This window comes from Thermoflexus sp. (assembly GCF_025055495.1).
Taxonomy (GTDB): Bacteria; Chloroflexota; Anaerolineae; order Thermoflexales; family Thermoflexaceae; genus Thermoflexus.
Genome location: NZ_JANWXB010000088.1, coordinates 1 through 17,798, shown reverse-complemented (window position 1 = coordinate 17,798; position 17,798 = coordinate 1). Strand labels below are relative to the sequence as shown.

The following is a 17,798-nucleotide window of genomic DNA, read 5'->3' as shown; positions in this document are numbered from 1 at the left end:
TGCGTTAAACTTGGGGATTGGGGTGAGATGGACGGCCCTGTCATCGCATCGATTATGCTCTCATTGTAGTGGAGAATGCCTCCTCCTGGATCCGAGGGCCAGGAAGCCCTCACGGAGGGCTATGAGGGGAGAGGCTGGAGGTTGAAGATCCCCTGCCTCTCCCTCGAACATCTCAAATCAGACCCTAATCAGAAGACAAAGGGAGGAAGCAGCGATGAGCTGGATCCGCTATCGTGAAGCAACCATCGATCAACTCCAGCGGGCCTTTGAGGCAAACCAGGAGACCATTCCGCTGGCCGCCCGCCTGATTGCCGAAGCGGTCGCTGGAGATCGGATCCTCCATGTCTTTGGAAGCGGCCACTCCCAGCTGGTGGCGCTGGATATCGCGGGGCGCGCTGGCGGGTTCGCCAACGTGAATCCCATATTCGATCCGCTTTTCGGACGGGCTGAGCGGTTGGAGGGCTTCGTTTCCGTCCTGTTAAGCGCTCACACCTTCCACCCCGGCGACGTTCTGATCGTGATCTCCCATTCCGGCCGTAACCCGGCCCCGATCGAAGTGGCCCTCCACGGCAAGCAGCATGGCCTTCCAGTGATCGCCGTGACCGCGGTGGCCTTCAGCCGCTCCCTGCCCTCCCGCCATTCGTCCGGCAAACGCCTTTTCGAGATCGCCGATGTGATCCTGGACACCCTGGGGGCTCCCGGCGACGCCGTGATCCCCCTGGATGCCGATCTTTCCGTTGGGCCCACCTCCACCGTGATCGGCGCTGCCCTTCTGCAAGCGGTGATCAGCGAGGCGGCCGCTCAGCTGCTGAACCGTGGCGTCCGCCCCCCTCTCTTCCGGTCCGGGAACCTGGAAGGGGCAGACGCTTATAATCAGGAGCTGCGTAGCCGTTATCGGGGGCGCGTCACGCTTCTGATCTAGCGTGGACATGCAGAGAGGCCGCCCATCGGAAACCGCGCCCGACAGATCTGGCCGAGGGTTCTTTATTCCGTCACCGCATCAATGATGCGACGGAGCAAGCAGGCCCGGATTCCGGACGAACAACGCAGACAAATCATCGCCCTCTGGGAAGTCAAGACTTTCGAAGGAACGAAGGTATCTAAGGATGCCCGAACTCCCACGCTGGACAGGTAGCAAGTGGACAATAGCTTTCTGTGCCCTGATCTTTCTCGTGGCTTTTGGCCTTCGGCTTCACCAGCTTGGAGGGCCGGCTTTGTGGAACGATGAGGGGTTAAGCCTCTATCGAGCTCAAGCGCCATGGATGGAGACTCTGCAGGGTCGGATTGTTCTGCGCGGAGTCCATGCAATTGAGACGATCGACAATCATCCCCCTCTCTATTTCATCCTCCTCAAGACCTGGGTCGCCCTGGCTGGCGACAGCGAGTTCTCGCTTCGCTTCCCGTCCGCGTCCGCTTCCGTCCTCATCATCGCGATTGCATGGGTGATCTGGAAACGCCTGCGAGAGCCCACCGCCGCCTGGGTCGCTGCCGTCCTCTTCGCCATCTCTCCCCTGTATGTCTGGTATGGCCAGGAGGCCAGGATGTATACCCTGCTGGCCATGGAAGGCGCTCTTCTGTATTACCTGCTACTTTCTGCGAATGAAAGCACAACTCGACGTCCAACTACCGCAGTTGCCGTCATCGCGACGATGCTGACTATGGTTTTGACCCATTATATCTCCCTTCTGCTGCTTCTATCGATATGGATCTGGGCGATCCTCCGGCCTCCGCGCAATCTGAAGCGGCTGAGGTCTTCATTTCTGCTTGTGCTCGCCGGAATCTTACCCTTCCTGCCTTTCTTTTATCAGAGGTTGCTGAGCGGCCCGGAACGGGATTATTACTTCATTCCTCTCACTGCAATGATCACCGACCTGCTTCGCGCTTCTGCGTTCGGGATGGCTTTTCCCTACGATGACCCACTGTGGCGACCTGTTCAGTGGATATGGGTCGGCGTGATGGCCCTTGGGGCCTGGCGCCTCGCACGGCGCAGCCCGTCGATCGGATTGCTGCTGGGGATTTCCTTTATGGGCCCGCCCCTTCTCCTGTATGGGCTCTCCCACCTGAAGCCTCTCTATCAAAACATCCGACATCTCTTCCCGGTCACCCCCATCGCTTATATCCTGGCCTCCGCGGGCATAACCACGCTGATCCGGCATCACCTGCCTACCGGGATCCTGGCCAGCCTGCTCATCGTCGCTGGCATGATCCTCGGCAATTGGCGGTATTTTTCAGAACCATATCCGTTAAAAGATGACTGGCGAGGGGCCTTAGCGTGGGTCAGCCAGAGAGCTACAGACGGGGATCTGGTGATCCTGCAGGATCTGACCCTCACACCGCTGGCAAATTATTATTATCGAGGTCCTGCTCCGCTCCTCCTGACCGGCCGGGACGGCGAAGAGCAAAATGAGCTGGTGCGTATCTTAGAATCCTCCTCGAAAGCGCCCGAGCGCCTCTGGCTGATCGTGGGCCTTTCCCAGGAAACCCTATCCCGGCCGAACCAGATCCTGTTCCGCTGGCTGAGCGAGCACGGTCGCTACCTGACCCAGCAGGTATTCCCAAGCCGCAACATCTGGGTCCGGGTGCTGGTCTTCGAGCTCTATGCGACCGATCGGCCGCCGTCTTCCCGAGCAATCCCGGTAGATCTTCACTTGCCTCCTTATCTGCATCTCCGATGGCTGGAAGGTCCAGAGGGGCGTGGTCCCACCCCCCACTGGTGGTTCTTCTGGGAGAAGGGAACAGCTTCCTCTGTTAACCTGTGGCTGAGAATCCGGCTGGTCGATGAAACGGGGACTGTCTGGGTAGAAGAGGTGCAGCCCATCTGGCCTTCCTATCCGCCCGAACGGTGGCCCAGCGGGCAGCTGGTGCGCCAACAGGTGCGTCTGAGCTTGCCCCCCGGCCTTCCTCCGGGAACTTACCGGCTCCGGGTCGAAGCCTTCGATCTGGATCGCCGGATCCCGGCCAACGGAGCGCCGATGTGGGAATCACCGCCCTTTCCCCTCGAAGGCGATACCAGGCCGGCCATCCTCCGATCGCCCATCGCCCGCTCCGCCGGGGGCCTCCAGCTCCTTTCCTTCGAGCCGGAGGTGCACCCGCCTTACTTCCCCGGCCTGGGTTTGCCGGTTCGCCTGCTCTGGCGATCCGACGCCACTCCACCCGCCGCTCGCTCGATGGCCCTGTTCTGGCAGCAGGGAACCATCCGACACCTGTTGCTTCAGGGCCCCATCGGCCCTTCCCCTTTCCCGGCCCCCCAATGGGGGGCTGGCCAGATCATCGCCCAGCGGCTCATTCTCCCTATTCCCCCAGATCTCCGTGGGCATGGCCAGATTCGCCTGATTCTATACGATGAAAGAGGAAACGAGATCCCCTGGGAAACGCGCTGGCCTTTTTATCGCCGGGGACATCCGATCTTCACCCTGAGCCTCTCGTCGTGGCCGATGCGCCGAAAGCCGATCCCGCTGGCTCTCCAGGGGCGGGCATGCTTTGGGGATGAGGTTTGTCTGGATCGATATGAGATCCAGCCGCGGCAGGCCGCACCGGGTCAAACGGTGGAGATCCGCCTGGCCTGGCGTGCCCTTCGCCGCCCGGAACGGCCCGGAGTGGTGTTCGTTCATCTGGGTCGGGAACCGGATCAACCGCCCCTGGCAACGGGCGACGGGCCACCTCAGGGCGGACGGCGACCGGTTTTAACCTGGGAGCCCGGGGAATACATAGAGGACGTGCATGGGCTTCAGATTCCGGCGGATCTGGCGGCTGGCCGATACCAGATTTTCGTCGGCTGGTATTCCGAGGAAGGGCGTTGGAGGGCTGTGGATCCCTCGGGGGAGCGCTATCCGATGGACGCGGTGCCCCTGGGGGAAATCGACATTCGACCCTGACGGACACCCTGTTTCTAAGGCCGTAAATCTGGGGGGCTTCCACGGTGCCGATGGCCTCTCCCCGATTATCGGGAGCGGGGAAGCCGCTACGGCAGCCTCGCTTATTCGGGAAATTCCCCCTCTCCATACCGTGCACGGCGCAGAGAAGGGAGCAACTGGAGGGGGGCTTCGTCGCCCGTCTATCCCCTCAGATCTTAGGCTCGCAAGATAAAAAAAGGGCGGATGGTGAGACCATCCGCCCTTCCTCGCCGCCATCGGTTCGACTGAGGTCACGCGGGCACAGGGAACGGCGCAGGCCCTGGGCCTGGCGCGGGAGCGCTGGGTTGAGGGGCGCTCGGGTGAGGGGTCGGGCCCGCTGTCCCCGGCGCCTTCGGCTCCGGGGGCGTGCGCCCTTCCATAATCGCCCGGAAGGTCTCAGCATCCAGCGTCTCCAGCTCCATGAGCTTCTGAGCCACCACCTCCAGCTTGTCCCGGTGCTCGGTGAGGATCCGCTTGGCCCGTTCGTAGGCTTCCATCACCAGACGGCGGACCTCCGCGTCGATCTCCTGGGCCACGGCGTCGCTGTAATCCCGCTGCTCGGCGATCTCTTTGCCCAGGAAGATCAGCTCCTCCTTCCTGCCGAAGACCATGGGGCCCAGCTTCTCGCTCATGCCGTAACGGGTCACCATCGCCCGGGCCAGCTCCGTGACCCGCTCCAGGTCCTCCGCCGCCCCGGTGGTGATATCGCCGAAGACGATCTCCTCCGCCGCACGTCCGCCCAGCGCCATCGCCATATCATCCAGAAACTTGGACCGGGTCCACAGGGTGCGATCCTCCTCGGGGAGGGCCAGGGTGTATCCACCCGCCATCCCCCGCGGGATGATCGTGACCTTGTGCACGGGATCGCAGTTCGGCAGGTAATAGGCGACCACCGCGTGGCCAGCCTCGTGGTAGGCGATGATCCGCTTCTCCCGATCGGTGATGATCCGGCTCTTGCGCTCCGGGCCGGCGATGACCTTCTCGACGGCTTCCTCGAAGTCCTTCATCGAGATCTTCTTCTTGTTCTTGCGTGCCGCCAGGATGGCCGCCTCGTTGACGACGTTGGCGATATCCGCGCCCACGAAGCCGGGAGTGGCGCGGGCCAGGACGGAGACATCCACGTCATCGTCCAGGGGCTTGCCGCGCAGGTGCACCCGGAAGATCGCCTCCCGCCCCTTCACATCCGGACGGTCCAGGATCACCCGACGGTCGAACCGCCCGGGGCGCAGAAGGGCCGGATCCAGGATGTCCGGGCGGTTCGTGGCGGCCATGATGATCACGTTGGTGTCGGTGTCGAACCCATCCATCTCCACCAGGATCTGGTTGAGGGTCTGTTCCCGTTCGTCGTGGCTGCCGCCGATGCCGGCGCCGCGATAGCGCCCCACCGCGTCGATCTCATCGATGAACACGATGCACGGGCTGTGCCGCTTGGCCTGCTCGAACAGATCCCGCACCCGCGCGGCGCCCACACCGACGAACATCTCCACAAACTCGGAGCCAGAGATCGAAAAGAAGGGCACGCCCGCCTCGCCGGAGACCGCCTTGGCCAGAAGGGTTTTGCCGGTGCCCGGCGGGCCGACCAGGAGGACCCCCTTGGGGATGCGGGCACCGAGGGCGATGAACTTCTCGGGCTCTTTCAGGAACTCCACCACCTCCTGGAGCTCCTGCTTGGCCTCATCGGCCCCGGCCACGTCATCGAAGGTCACGGTGGGCCGCTCACCCGTGAACATCCGGGCCCGGCTCTTGCTGAAATTGAAGGCCTGATTCCCAGGAGCCTGAGCCTGGCGCAGGATGAAGTAAAAGAGGCCGACCACCAGCAGGACCGGCAGCCCGTAGGTCAGGAAGGCGATGAGGATGCTTCCCCACTCGTTGGGGCGCTCCGGGACATACTGGATGCTCCGGAGCTTATCCTCCGGCACCCCCAGGGCCTTCATCTGATCCAGGAAGGTGGAGCCGCTCTCTTTCACGGCGGTTAGGATCTTGCCGTTCTTCAACTCCACCTGCATGTAGTCCCCGCTGACCACCACCTTCTTGACCTCACCGGCCTCCAGACGGGCGGCGATATCCGTGAGGGAGACCGACTCCCCACGCCCCCCGGCCCCTCGGCCCATGGCCAGGAACACGATCAGGGTGATGGCGATGAGGAGCCCAATCAACCCATTGCGCAACCGCGCCGAATTCACAAGCGACCTCCTGTCCTCCGAATTCCACTTCGATTATATCACGCAAATCCTCGAAAATCCCCTTTGCGAGGAAGGATCAGTTCAGGGATTGGGCTGGGCATCGAAGACGCGTGAGCCGGCCCAAGCTCTTCGATGGGAAAACCTCTGGATCGTGATACCCCGACTCTGGACAAACGAAGAGCGTGGCGTCCTGTTGGGATCCCCCTGGGAATTCGCCCTTTCGCGGAGTGCAGACCCTCAGAGGCGGCCCGCGGCCCACGAAAATTCCGCAACAAATGGATCGCCACTTGAGGGAGTGAGAACCTGGAAGGCCAAGGAGACGGGGAAAAGGGTAAAATGACGTAGAATCACAACCCAGATGCCGGGGGCGGGAGTCGAACCCGCACGGCCTTGCGGCCACCTGATTTTGAGTCAGGCGCGTCTTCCAGTTCCGCCACCCCGGCGTATTTCATCATGTCCCATTCTAAAAGGAGCCTCGAATGCCTGTCAAGACAGCGGATCGCAGGATCCCATACTCCGTTCAGCTGCTCGCCCTCGGGCTCTGGATCTACGTGATCGGGGCGCTCCTGCCTCCGGTGCTCATGAAGACCGGGCTTCACCAGCCTGCATCGATTCTTTACACTGTCTATTCCTTCCTGTGTCATCAGCTTCCTCAGCGCTCCTTCTTCCTGTTCGGCGAGCATCCGACCTATACGCTGGAAGATCTGAAGGAACGGGTCGGCCTGGAGCGGTTGCCAGGTTATCCCTGGCCCCGCACCTTCATCGGCGATCCGGAGACCGGTTGGAAAATCGCCCTTTGCCAGCGCGATCTGGCCATCTATGGAGCCATGGCGTTGACGGTCACCGCTATGCTCCTCCGTGGGCGGCCCTGGCGTCCGTTGCCCGTATGGGCCTTCCTCGTGTTCGGCCTGGTCCCCATCGCCCTGGATGGAGGTTCCCAATTCGTATCTTACGTTCTGGCGCTCGTAGGCCCTGTAACGCCCCGGGAGAGCACGCCGTTCCTGCGGGTCCTCACCGGCGTTTTGTTCGGCAGCACCTTCGCCTGGACGCTCTTCACACGCCTGTGGCTGCTGGAGTGGGCAACATGGGAGGAGCGATCCCATCCGGCTTGATCGCTCGGGAACCCGCTGTCTGGCGATCCTCAACGCCACGTGTGACTTTCGAGCTCTCCCCGAGTTTGGGGGCTGGGGCACCGCCGTTGGTTTAGATATGAACCAGAACTTGCTGGAGGAGATCCATCCGTGAACGAGCAGGAACCGCCGCTGGCTTTCCCGGAATACGAAGAGGTTCCCCCGGGCCATCGCTCCGGTTTTGTGGCCATTATCGGCAAGCCCAATGTGGGGAAATCCACACTGCTGAACGCCTATCTCGGCGCCAAGATCTCCATCGTATCGCCGAAGCCGCAAACCACCCGGCATCGGATCCTGGGCGTGCTGACGCGGCCGGATGCCCAGGTGATCTTCATGGACACTCCAGGTATTCATCATCCGTTCCACAAATTGGGAGAATATATGGTGGAAGTGGCCCGTCGCACGATCCCGGATGCGGATGTGATCGTTTTCATGGTCGACGCCTCCCAGTGGCCCGACGATGAGGATCGCCTGATCGCGGATCTGCTGAAGGAACAGGCAGCGGACAAGCCAGTGATCCTGGCGCTGAACAAGATGGACCTGCTGAGGTCTGACCGGGAGAGCCACCTGGCGGCCTACCGGGCGTTGGCTCCCACTCCGCCGGATGCGGAGCCTCCGTTCCCCTGGGAGGAAGTTCAGATCTCGGCGGTCCGGGGCGATCACCTGGATCTCCTTCTGGAACGGATCATCGCCCATCTCCCGGAGGGGCCCCGATATTACGATCCCGAAACGCTCACGGATCAGCCGCTTCAGATGATCGTGGCGGAGCTCATCCGGGAGAAAGCCCTGCTCCTGTTACGCGAGGAGGTCCCTCACGGGATCGCCGTGGAGATCACCGATTGGGTGGACCGCCATCCGAACCTGACCTATATCGCGGCTACGATTTACGTGGAGAAGGAAACCCACAAGCCGATTGTGATCGGTGAGAACGGTCAGATGTTGAAGCGCATCGGGGCTGCCGCCCGTCAGGAGATCGAAGCCCTCCTGGGTCACTCGGTGTATCTGGAGCTCTGGGTGAAGGTCCGAAAGAACTGGCGTCGGGATCCCGAGCAGCTGCGCCGTCTGGGCTATGCCCTGCCGCGCGAGCGCAAAGGACGCCGATGAAGAGCTCGAATGGTGGACTCCGGCCGTGAAATCACCTGCTGGATTGCTGGTGCTGGATAAGCCGAAAGGATGGACCTCCCACGACGCCGTGGAGCGGGTCCGAGGGCTCACCCGCATCCGACGCGTCGGCCATGCGGGGACGCTGGATCCCCTGGCGACGGGGGTGCTGGTGCTCCTGGTGGGGCCTGCGACCCGGCTGGCTGAGTTCCTGCTGGGCCACGATAAGCGCTATCGGGCGACGATCCGTCTGGGAATCCGAACGGATACCGATGATGCAGAGGGGCGGATCCTCAGCGAGCGGCCCGTCGAGGTCTCCCGGGAATCTTTCGAGGAAGCGCTACGCGCCTTTGTGGGGGAAATCCTGCAAACTCCGCCGGCCTTTGCGGCCATCCGGCAGGGGGGGGAGCGCCTCTACGAGAAGGCCCGGCGCGGCGAAGCGGTGGCGCCGCCCCCTCGACGGGTGCGGATCGACGAGCTTCGCCTTCTGGAGTGGAACCCGCCCTGGGCGACCATCGAGGTCGCCTGCTCCGCGGGAACCTATATCCGGGCGCTGGCCCGGGATATCGGGGAACAGCTCGGGTGCGGCGCCCATCTGACGGAGCTGCGCCGGCTGGCCAGCGGCCCTTTCACCCTGGCGGAGGCGATCCCCTGGGAGATCCTGGAGGCCGCCGCCCGAGCCGGGGACTGGCTTCGTTATCTTCGACCGATGGAGGATGCCCTGCCGGACTGGGCGCCGATCACGCCAGCCCCTGGGATCCTGAACCAGCTGCGGCACGGACAGCCCATCCCGGTGGAGGCCCTTCCACACCCTGGCCCCCGGCTCCGCGTGCATCGACCCGATGGGACATTGCTGGCCCTGCTGGAACGCCATGGGGAACGCTGGCAACCCGTGCGCGTGTTTCCGGAAGATCCATAGCCTCGCTTCCAGGCGCAGGGGGCTTTGTTAGAGTTAGAAAAGATTTTGCTCTCCCCTCCCCAGGGGAGAAGGGAGGAGAGGCCTGGCCGGCTTCCCTCCCGAGGATGCTGGGATTGGATCCCTCGCCTGAAGCTACACAATCTGCCCGAAAAATCAACGAATCCTTCTCCATCAGGCCCTTTGGGCCTCATGGAGGGAGGGTTGCAGGGCAAAGAGGCATCGACGCCGCATTCCCTGCCCATCCGCGGTGAAGCACTGCCCATTTTTCGAAGCCAGGGAGCATCCCGATGCGGTTTGCTCAGGGTTTTGAGGAGATCGAGCCCACTCCTTCGGTAGTGACCGTCGGGGCTTTCGACGGCGTGCACCTGGGCCATCAGGCCCTGATCGGACAGGTGGTAGCGATGGCCCGCGCCCATGGCTGGCGTTCGATCGTGGTGACGTTCTTCCCTCATCCAGCGGTGGTCCTGCGCGGGGAGATCCCCTTTTACCTGACCTCTCCGGAGGAGAAGCGGGCCCACATCGCCCGCCTGGGGGTGGATGTGCTGGTTCAGATCCCTTTCACTCTGGAGACCGCCCGCATCCGGGCCGCGCATTTCGTAGAGCGCCTCGTTGGGATCGGCATGCGGGCGCTGTGGGCGGGGCCGGACTTCGCCCTGGGATACCGCCGGGAGGGGACTTTGCCGGTGCTGGAGGAGCTGGGGCGCCGGTATGGCTATACTCTTCACATCGCTACGGAATTCCATCTGGGCGGGCGCCCGGTGCGGAGCAGCCGCATCCGGGAGGCACTGCAGCGAGGGGATGTGCGGGCAGCCGCCGAATGTCTGGGACGGCCGTTCTCCGCGAGCGGCGAGGTGGTGGCCGGCGCGGGCCGCGGGCAACGCCTGGGGTTTCCCACCGCTAACCTGAGCATCTGGCCCGAGCATGCGCTGCCTGCCAATGGGGTTTACGCGTGCTGGGCGGAACTGCCGGAGGGGATCCATCATATGGCCGTGGTGAACATCGGGGTGCGGCCGACCTTCGATCAGAGCAGCGAGCGAGTGGTCGAAGCACATCTGCTGGACTGGACCGGCGACCTGTATGGGCGAACGTTGACGCTGCACTTTATGGAGAGGCTCCGGGAGGAACGCAAGTTTCCCTCCGTCCCTGAGCTGGCAGCCCAGATCCATCGGGACATCGCCCGGGCCCGCGAGATCCTGGGCGCAGCCCCGCTCCCGGCTTACTCCGATTAGTCGTCCGTGCTCTTCCCGCCCCGCGGCCCTGCAGGCCGTGAGAGGGGATTCTTTGAATTCTTTGGGCTGCGGGGGAAGCAGCACCTCTCGAACAGGGATCGGGGGAACGCTCTGCCCTGTTCACGAGGTCCCAGGGCTTCCGTAGCGGATCGCCTAGCTCGCTATCCCGACGTATTGGGAGACCCACCCTCCAGGCCTAGCGCCGGCAGGTCGGGGAGCGAAACCATCGAAACCGCACCCTTAACCGCGATAGCTCACTCCTGGAGGTCATGATGAACACCCTGAACCGTGTGATCGTGGTGCTGATGCTCCTAACCGCCATTCCTGTGTGCAGCGTGTTACTGATCACACCGGTGGAGCTCGCCCGACTCCTCCAGTCCGCCTCCGGTGCCGTGATTGAAATCCTTAACCAGATCCGCCCGGAGATCCGTTACGGCGTGGGGATCCTCCTGGCGCTGGGGCTGGACGCCCTGCTCATTCTGTGGCTGCTTTTCGAGGTGCGGCCTCCCCGTCGGATTGTCCGGGTGCCGGCGGTGAGCGGCGCGATCGTCGCGGTGGCCGTGGACTCCATTCGGGAGCGTCTGAAGTATCACCTGGACCAGCTGGCGGATGTGATTGAGGTGCACCCCCGGGTGATCCCTCATCGAGAGGGACTGCGGGTGGAGCTGGATGTTCTGACGACGCCGGAGGTCGAGATCCCCACGAAAGCAGGAGAAATCCTACAAATGGCCCGAATGGTGGTGGAGGACAAAATGGGCCTTCGCCTCTACGGCCAGCCGGTGGTCCGCATCCGCCATGCGCCATATCCAAAAGGAGGGCCCCGCCCCGCCCCACCGGCAACCCATTAGAACATATTGAGCTTCCTCTTGCCCGAGTCAGGAAATCCTAGAGGTCACGCCATTCGCTTCCCTGGGGAAGTCTTTTATCCGATCTCAGGATGGTTCGCCTGGAAGGGGATAGACCAGCACCCAATTGGCATCGACGGCCAGGTTGGCTGATTGCACGAAACGGCAGAGAGAGGGGAGAACGAGGAGAACCTGCCAATGACCCGAATCCGTCTGACCCTGGAGCGAATGGCCCACGGGGGCGAGGCCATCGGCCGCCACGAGGGCAAGGTGGTGTTCGTCCCCTTCGGCATCCCGGGGGAGACCGTGGACATCGAAGTGGTGGAGGATCGGGGCTCTTACGCCCGGGGACAGATCCTGGAGGTGATCACCCCCTCCCCGGCGCGACGGGAGCCTCCATGCGCTCATTTCGGGGAATGCGGTGGCTGTCATCTTCAGCATATGAGCTACGAAGCCCAGCTGCAATATAAAGCCGAGATCGTTCGGGACCAGCTGCGCCGGATCGGGAAGATCGCGGATCCGCCAGTGCGCCCGATGATTCCCAGCCCTGACCCGCTGGGCTACCGGAATCAGATCCAGTTTTCTGTAGCTCCCGATGGCCGCCTGGGCTTTCAGGCCATGCGCTCCCATCGAGTCATCCCCATCACCCGCTGCTGGATCGCCCATCCCATGCTTCAGGAACTGTATGAGGCCCTGGACATCGAGGGGCTGGACCTGCGGCGGCTCACGCTGCGCGGCGGTGTTCGCACCGGTGATCAAATGGTGATCTTCGAAACAGAGGGGGATGAGCTGCCCATCCTGGAGACCGACCTGCGGGTCTCCCTGATCCTCCTCACGGAGGATGAGAAGGCCATCCCGCTGATCGGGCTGGATTATCTCACCGAAGAGGTGGGCGGTTTTCTCTTCCGCATCTCAGCTCCCAGTTTCTTCCAGACCAACACCGCGGTGGCCGAACAGATCGTCCATTATGTGGTGGAGAGGGCGGATCTGCACGGGACGGAGACCGTCCTGGATGCTTACTGCGGGGTCGGGCTGTTCACCGCTCATCTGGCGCCGTTCGCCCGGCGGGTGGTGGGCATCGAGGCGCATCCGGCGGCGGTAGCCGATGCCCAGCATAACCTGGCTCGGTTCCCTCATGTGGAAATCCGGGCAGGGACCGTCGAGGCGGTCGCCCCGACCCTGGAGGGGCCCTTTGATGTGGTGGTGGTGGATCCACCGCGGTCGGGGTGCTCACGGGAGGCCCTGGAGGCCCTCCTGCGGCTGGCTCCCCAGCGATGGATCTACGTCTCTTGCGATCCCGCCACCCTCGCCCGCGACGCCCGCCGGATCCTCGATGGGGGCTATCAATTACGGGAAGTGCAGCCTTTCGATATGTTTCCGCAAACATATCATATCGAGATGGTTTCATTATTTGAGAAAGCGTAACGAATTCGCCCCTCTCATCTAGGGGTTGCTGCCGGGGGGATCCTGGAGGCGATCGGAATGATTTTAACTTTAATGGTTATGAAGGGAAGCATCCCCAGAGACACCCCAAAAAGCGCCCCGCACATGACGGGTTTTGCCGGGGCAGGCCCACGGCCTGCCCTGGGCCTTGTCCCTGTGCAGACCGTGCAATTCGTTGGGAGGTGGTTCGCTGTGGGAACTCCCCGCCAGGTTGTCGCGGAAGTGACCCTTCCCTCCGGCCATCGCGTCCAGCTGGTGCATGGGGATCTCACAGAAGAAGAGGCGGACGCCCTGGTGAACGCGGCGAATGCCTACTTAAAGCACGGGGGTGGCGTCGCCGGGGCGCTGGCCCGAAAGGGAGGGCCACAGATCCAGATGGAGAGCGATGAATGGGTGCGCCGCCACGGGCCGGTCCCGGTGGGCGGGGTGGCCATCACCGGCGCCGGGCACCTCAACGCCCGCGCCATCCTTCACGCGGTCGGGCCGGTGTGGGCCGGCGGGACCCAGGGGGAGGATCAACTGCTGGCGGAGGCGATCCGCAACGTCCTGAAGACGGCCCGAGCCCAGGGATACGAACGGATCGCGATGCCCGCGATCAGCACGGGCATCTTCGGCTTCCCGAAGGATCGGGCCGCGCCGATCTTCTGGGAGACCATCGCCGCCTTCGCCGCTGCCCATCCGGGAGAGCCGCCTCGGGAGATCCGGGTGGTGATCCTGGACGAGGCCACCCTGCGCCCCTTCCAGGCCGCCTTTCGCGAGCGCTTCGGCGAAGCACCGGATGAAGGGGGGCGCGGGGAGGCGCCGCGGATCTCCTGAGGTTCTTCCCGGGGTGCGGACCATTTTCAGCAGTCCGCACCCCCGGAGAACGAGTCAGAACCCTACTCTCCCAGCAGGCGAACCAGCAGCGCCTTCTGAGCGTGGAGGCGGTTCTCCGCCTGATCGAAGATCACCGAATGCGGGCCATCCGCCACCTCGTCGGTGATCTCCTCCCCGCGATGGGCCGGCAAGCAATGCATGACGATGACATCCGGTTTCGCCCTCGCTACCAGCGCGGCGTTCACCTGATAGGGCGGGAAGATCTGTCGCCGGATCTCCGCCTCCGCCTCTTGCCCCATGCTCGCCCACACGTCCGTGTAGATCACATCGGCGTCCCGCACAGCCTCCACTGGGTCATGGGTGAACAGCAGGCGGCTGCCGCTGCGGGCGGCGAAGGCCCTCCCGCGTTCGATGACCGGATCCTTCAGCATGTAGCCCGGGGGCGTCGCGATGGCGAAATCGGCCCCGAGCATGGCGCAGATGTAGAGCAGGGCCGTGGCCACGTTGTTCCCGTCCCCCACAAAGGCCAGCTTCAGGCCCCGCAGGCGCCCCTTCTTCTCGTAGACGGTGAGCATATCCCCCAGGGCCTGGCAAGGGTGCTCGTCATCCGAGAGCCCGTTGATGACCGGGACCGTCGCGTGGCGCGCCATCTCCTCCAGGACGGAGTGGGCGAAGACGCGGGCCATGATGGCGTCTACGTAGCGGCTGAGCACCCGGGCGACATCGGCCACGCTCTCCCGTTTGCCCAGGCCGACCTCTTGTGGGGACAGATAGATGGCGTCCCCGCCCAGGTGGCGCATGGCCATTTCGAAGGAAACCCGGGTGCGCAACGAGGGCTTCTCAAAGATCATCCCTAGGGTCTTGCCAGCCAAGATCGGCGGCCGCACCCCGGCTTTCCACTCCGCCTTCATGCGGGCGGCTTCCAGGATCAATCCTTCAATCTCCTCCGGAGTCCAGTCAGCCAGGGAAATGAAGTGGCGTAAAGCGCCCATAGAACCTTCGCCTCCTTTGAGGTCATAGTCTGCCGGCAGCATTGCCTTTACGGTATGCGTTTGCCACCGAGCGTCTCCCAGAAGGGGAACAGGGAGATGGCGGAGGGCTGCGGATTCAGACAGACCCCTCTGCCAGGAAGACCTCCACCGCCCGTTTCAGGATCTCCCCATCCAGGTTGCCCCCCGAGAGGATGAGGACAACCCTTTTCCCGACCCAGCGCTCGGGATCTTCCAGAAGCGCTGCGAGGCCCACGGCGCCGGAGCCTTCCCCAATGAGATGGGCTTCCACGGCCAGCAGCCCGATGGCCCGCAGAACGGTCTCCTCCCGAACCACCACCACTTCGTGAATGGCCCCCTGGCGGGCCAGTTGGTAGGCCAGCGCCCCCACGCCGCCAGCCAGCCCGTCCGCTAAGGTCGGGCCCGCCGGATAATCCGCGTAGAGCCGTCCATCCCGCAACGAGGCGGCCAGCGCCGGGGAGGCTTCGGTTTGCACACCGATGATCCGGGTCTGGGGGGCCAGCGCCTGATAAACCAACGCGATCCCGCTGATCAACCCGCCCCCACCCACCGGCACCAGCACGGCGTCCGCCTGCGGAAGCTCCTCTAAGATCTCCAGCGCGATGGTCCCTTGTCCAGCCACCACCCAGGGATCCTCATAGGCATGGATATAGCAGGCGCCCGTCGATGCCGCGAAGGCCAGCGCGGCCGCGTGGGCTTCCTCGTAACTCCAGCCAACCCGCTTCAGGGGGACCTCAAGGCTCTCCAGGGCCCGGATTTTATTCTGCGCGGCGGTTTCCGGCACGAAAACCGTGGTAGGGATTCCACCTCCCATCCGGGCGACGAAGGCCACGGCCAGGCCGTGGTTGCCGGCGGAAGCGGTGACTACTCCTCGCGCACGTTCCGCTGGCGTCAAATGCGCCACCCGAGCCAGAGCCCCTCGAACCTTAAACGAGCCGGTGGGCTGCCAGGCCTCGAGCTTCAACCAGATCTCGCCCCGGATCCAGCGGTTCAAGCGGGGGAACGTCCGCAGCGGGGTGGGGAGCAGCGCCCGCCGCAGGATCCGGCGCGCCTCCAGAATCTGGGGGAGGGATGGAGCATTCGGGAACTCTTCCATGGTTTCCGGTTTCCCGCCTCTGAAAAGGAGGGATGGGCTGGTTCCTCGTTTCGACAGGCGAAATGGTGCATCGCGCATGTCGTAGGGGCAGGCCCTTGTGCCTGCCCCCATGTGGGGCAACCACAGGGGGTTGCCCCTACAAACGATCCGGTGCATCGCGCATGTCGTATGGTCAGGCCCCTGTGTCTGCCCCTGTGGGCCCCCGGACCCCGTGCCTCCCCTTCGAAATCATCGCCCCATGCCAGGCGAATCCCTCATGGCCAGGCGATCTGCCGGCGGACCCGGGCCACTACCTCCTCGCTGGGCCCGCGGAGGATCAGGATGCGCGCCCCGCGCCATTCCAGCCACAGCACATCTTTTCCGATCCAGAGGGCCTGGCCCTGTGCTTCACGGGCCGGACCCCCGCCGTAACGAGCCGTTGCGTAGGCACGATACGCATCCACGAACTCCTGCGCCTCCGCCTCATCATCCCAGGCCACCGCGAGCGTAAGCAGATCCTGGCCGGCCGCTTCGTTGACATATACCGCGTAGCGATCCCCACCCCATCCGGCGGCCGCCTCTTCCGCCTGGGAGGCGGGAAGCCGTTCCTCCAGATAAACTCGAAGGAAGAACTCCCCCAGAACATTCTCATCCACCAGCTGCCAGCCGCTCCCCAAGGTATCCGTGAGGGGTGGAAGCGTCACCCGAATGGGCCGTTCCCGGCGGAAGAACTTCTCCGGATGCAGGATCTGCTCCGTGGAGGCCGGTGGGTCCCGGAAGGCGGCGTTGATGGCCTCCCAACCTCCTCGCTCATACAGGGCCTGAACGAAGGTGAAGCCGGCGTCATAGGGGAAGAGGAGCTCCTCCTGGATCACCCGGGGGGCGCGATCGAAGACCTCGCTGGGCTGGCGCTGAACCGCCTCGAGCCACTCCTGTCGCTCCGCCTGGGAGAGACGGCCCAGGTAGAACAGCTGGGTGAGGGTGGCATCGCCCTCCACCAGCGCCCGCCGGGCGAGCATCGCGTCATCGTCTACGTCTTTGGGTCGCTTCCTCTCATCATCGGTGAACCCCATGGCCACCAGGTCGAAATGCTGATCCTGGAGCAGGTGCGTGTATTCGTGGGCAAACGTGACCCGCTCCAGAACCCCCGGCCTCGCCTGCTCGCTGATCACGAAGAACTGCTTGGTGTCCGGATCGTAAAAGCCGGCGATCTGCTCCGTGTAGAGCTCCAAAAGGAACTCCCGCAGGTTGAAATCCCACGGCAGCAGATCGAAGGCGGCCAGGGTGAGGGTGTCCTGACGGGCTTCCTCCGGCGTGTAGTCTTTCTCAAACTTCTTCTCCTGATACGCCCGCAGCTCCGCCTGAGTCATCAGGGAACGCGTGTAAGGCCCAGTCGCCTGCAATCCCCGGATCCCTTCCACGACCCGGGCGATGCCATCGAAAACCCTCAGATCCGGCGTGGCCGTTCCCCCAAGGGGCGTGCGGGTTAAGGAAGGCGAGGGGGTGGATGGGAAAGGGACAGCGCCTGAGGATGGAACGGTCGCGGTCGACCCGGGAAGGGACGAAGCAGCCGGGGTGGGGGTGACAAGGGTCGGCCGGAAAGCCAGCTGGGCGGCGGACCAGATCAGCGCAACGGACCCCGCGCTACAGGCCAGCACAGCCAAAATCAACAACGCGATCCATAGTCGACGCATGATCACTCCCGAGCAGGGGTTAATGAGAATTGTCCCTCGAGGTAAAGAGAAGGTCAATCCATCTCGGAGGTCATCCGGGGCTTTTCGCTCATTCAACGAAACGACATGCCCGGATTCCATTCAGCGGGTGCTCCTGTCTTCAATCGTTTCGAAGGCGATGAGGAAAGACGGGGGCCGGGCAACGGCCGAAGGCTGCCACCCAACCCCCGTTTGGATCTCTCCTCTCTTTCAGCTTTCGCTAGAGGAGAAGGGGCTCGTCGAATCGCCCCTGCCGGGGTGTTCTTCCCAGTGCGGGTCGCTACTGCTTTCATTTGGGGGTTTTCGGGGGCGGTGCGGGGGGGGGGGGGCCCCCCCCCCCCCCCCCCAAAAACCCCCAAAAAAACAACAACCACCCCCACCAGCACCAAACCCCCCCCCACGGCGAGTGGAACAACCCCCAACACAAAAACCAAAACACAAA

13 protein-coding genes and 1 tRNA gene are annotated in these 17,798 nt (G+C 63.6%); 9 read left to right on the top strand and 5 right to left on the bottom strand.

Annotated features, from left to right (window positions below; all coding sequences use genetic code 11):
* Positions 1-214: 214 nt before the first annotated feature.
* Positions 215-922, top strand: coding sequence for an SIS domain-containing protein (locus NZM16_RS03120; RefSeq protein WP_295478486.1), 708 nt, complete (start codon positions 215-217; stop codon positions 920-922).
* A gap of 292 nt (positions 923-1,214) precedes the next feature.
* Entirely contained in the window at positions 1,215-3,875 is a 2,661-nt protein-coding gene (locus NZM16_RS03115) for a glycosyltransferase family 39 protein (RefSeq protein ID WP_295478484.1), read from the top strand.
* Between the two features lie 269 nt (positions 3,876-4,144).
* On the opposite strand, the gene ftsH is transcribed toward NZM16_RS03115, so the two are convergent.
* The gene (gene ftsH / locus NZM16_RS03110) at positions 4,145-6,076 is read right to left on the bottom strand and encodes an ATP-dependent zinc metalloprotease FtsH (protein ID WP_295478482.1); all 1,932 of its coding nucleotides are present in this window, start codon (positions 6,074-6,076) and stop codon (positions 4,145-4,147) included.
* 359 nt (positions 6,077-6,435) lie between these two features.
* Positions 6,436-6,519 (bottom strand) — tRNA-Leu (locus tag NZM16_RS03105).
* Between the two features lie 36 nt (positions 6,520-6,555).
* On the opposite strand from NZM16_RS03105, the gene NZM16_RS03100 reads away from it, so the two are divergent.
* The 7 genes from NZM16_RS03100 (at position 6,556) to NZM16_RS03070 (ending at position 13,559) form a co-directional block, all read left to right on the top strand.
* Entirely contained in the window at positions 6,556-7,188 is a 633-nt protein-coding gene (locus NZM16_RS03100) for a DUF2085 domain-containing protein (RefSeq protein ID WP_295451754.1), read from the top strand.
* A 129-nt stretch (positions 7,189-7,317) separates the two neighbouring features.
* Positions 7,318-8,310, top strand: a complete 993-nt coding sequence (gene era / locus NZM16_RS03095; protein ID WP_295478480.1) for a GTPase Era — start codon at positions 7,318-7,320, stop codon at positions 8,308-8,310.
* Positions 8,311-8,335: 25 nt separating this feature from the next.
* On the top strand, positions 8,336-9,226 hold the full coding sequence (truB, locus tag NZM16_RS03090) for a tRNA pseudouridine(55) synthase TruB (RefSeq protein ID WP_295478478.1): 891 nt from the start codon (positions 8,336-8,338) through the stop codon (positions 9,224-9,226).
* Between the two features lie 287 nt (positions 9,227-9,513).
* On the top strand, positions 9,514-10,455 hold the full coding sequence (locus NZM16_RS03085) for a bifunctional riboflavin kinase/FAD synthetase (protein WP_295451748.1): 942 nt from the start codon (positions 9,514-9,516) through the stop codon (positions 10,453-10,455).
* 272 nt (positions 10,456-10,727) lie between these two features.
* Positions 10,728-11,303 carry a hypothetical protein gene (locus tag NZM16_RS03080; RefSeq protein ID WP_295451744.1) on the top strand — a complete coding sequence of 192 codons (576 nt, stop codon included), beginning with the start codon at positions 10,728-10,730 and terminating at the stop codon, positions 11,301-11,303.
* Positions 11,304-11,498: 195 nt separating this feature from the next.
* The gene (gene rlmD / locus NZM16_RS03075) at positions 11,499-12,725 is read left to right on the top strand and encodes a 23S rRNA (uracil(1939)-C(5))-methyltransferase RlmD (RefSeq protein ID WP_295478476.1); all 1,227 of its coding nucleotides are present in this window, start codon (positions 11,499-11,501) and stop codon (positions 12,723-12,725) included.
* Between the two features lie 210 nt (positions 12,726-12,935).
* Positions 12,936-13,559, top strand: a complete 624-nt coding sequence (locus NZM16_RS03070) for a macro domain-containing protein (RefSeq protein ID WP_295478474.1) — start codon at positions 12,936-12,938, stop codon at positions 13,557-13,559.
* A gap of 62 nt (positions 13,560-13,621) precedes the next feature.
* Here the strand turns inward: NZM16_RS03070 and argF are convergent, their stop codons facing one another.
* The 3 genes from argF to NZM16_RS03055 form a co-directional block, all read right to left on the bottom strand.
* Positions 13,622-14,551 (bottom strand): ornithine carbamoyltransferase, encoded by a 930-nt coding sequence (gene argF, locus NZM16_RS03065; protein ID WP_295478472.1) that lies wholly within the window; start codon positions 14,549-14,551, stop codon positions 13,622-13,624.
* 115 nt (positions 14,552-14,666) lie between these two features.
* Positions 14,667-15,665, bottom strand: coding sequence for a threonine/serine dehydratase (locus NZM16_RS03060; RefSeq protein WP_295451736.1), 999 nt, complete (start codon positions 15,663-15,665; stop codon positions 14,667-14,669).
* Between the two features lie 254 nt (positions 15,666-15,919).
* Complete coding sequence (locus NZM16_RS03055) at positions 15,920-17,338, bottom strand: hypothetical protein (protein ID WP_295478470.1); 1,419 nt, start codon at positions 17,336-17,338, stop codon at positions 15,920-15,922.
* Between the last annotated feature and the right edge of the window lie 460 nt (positions 17,339-17,798).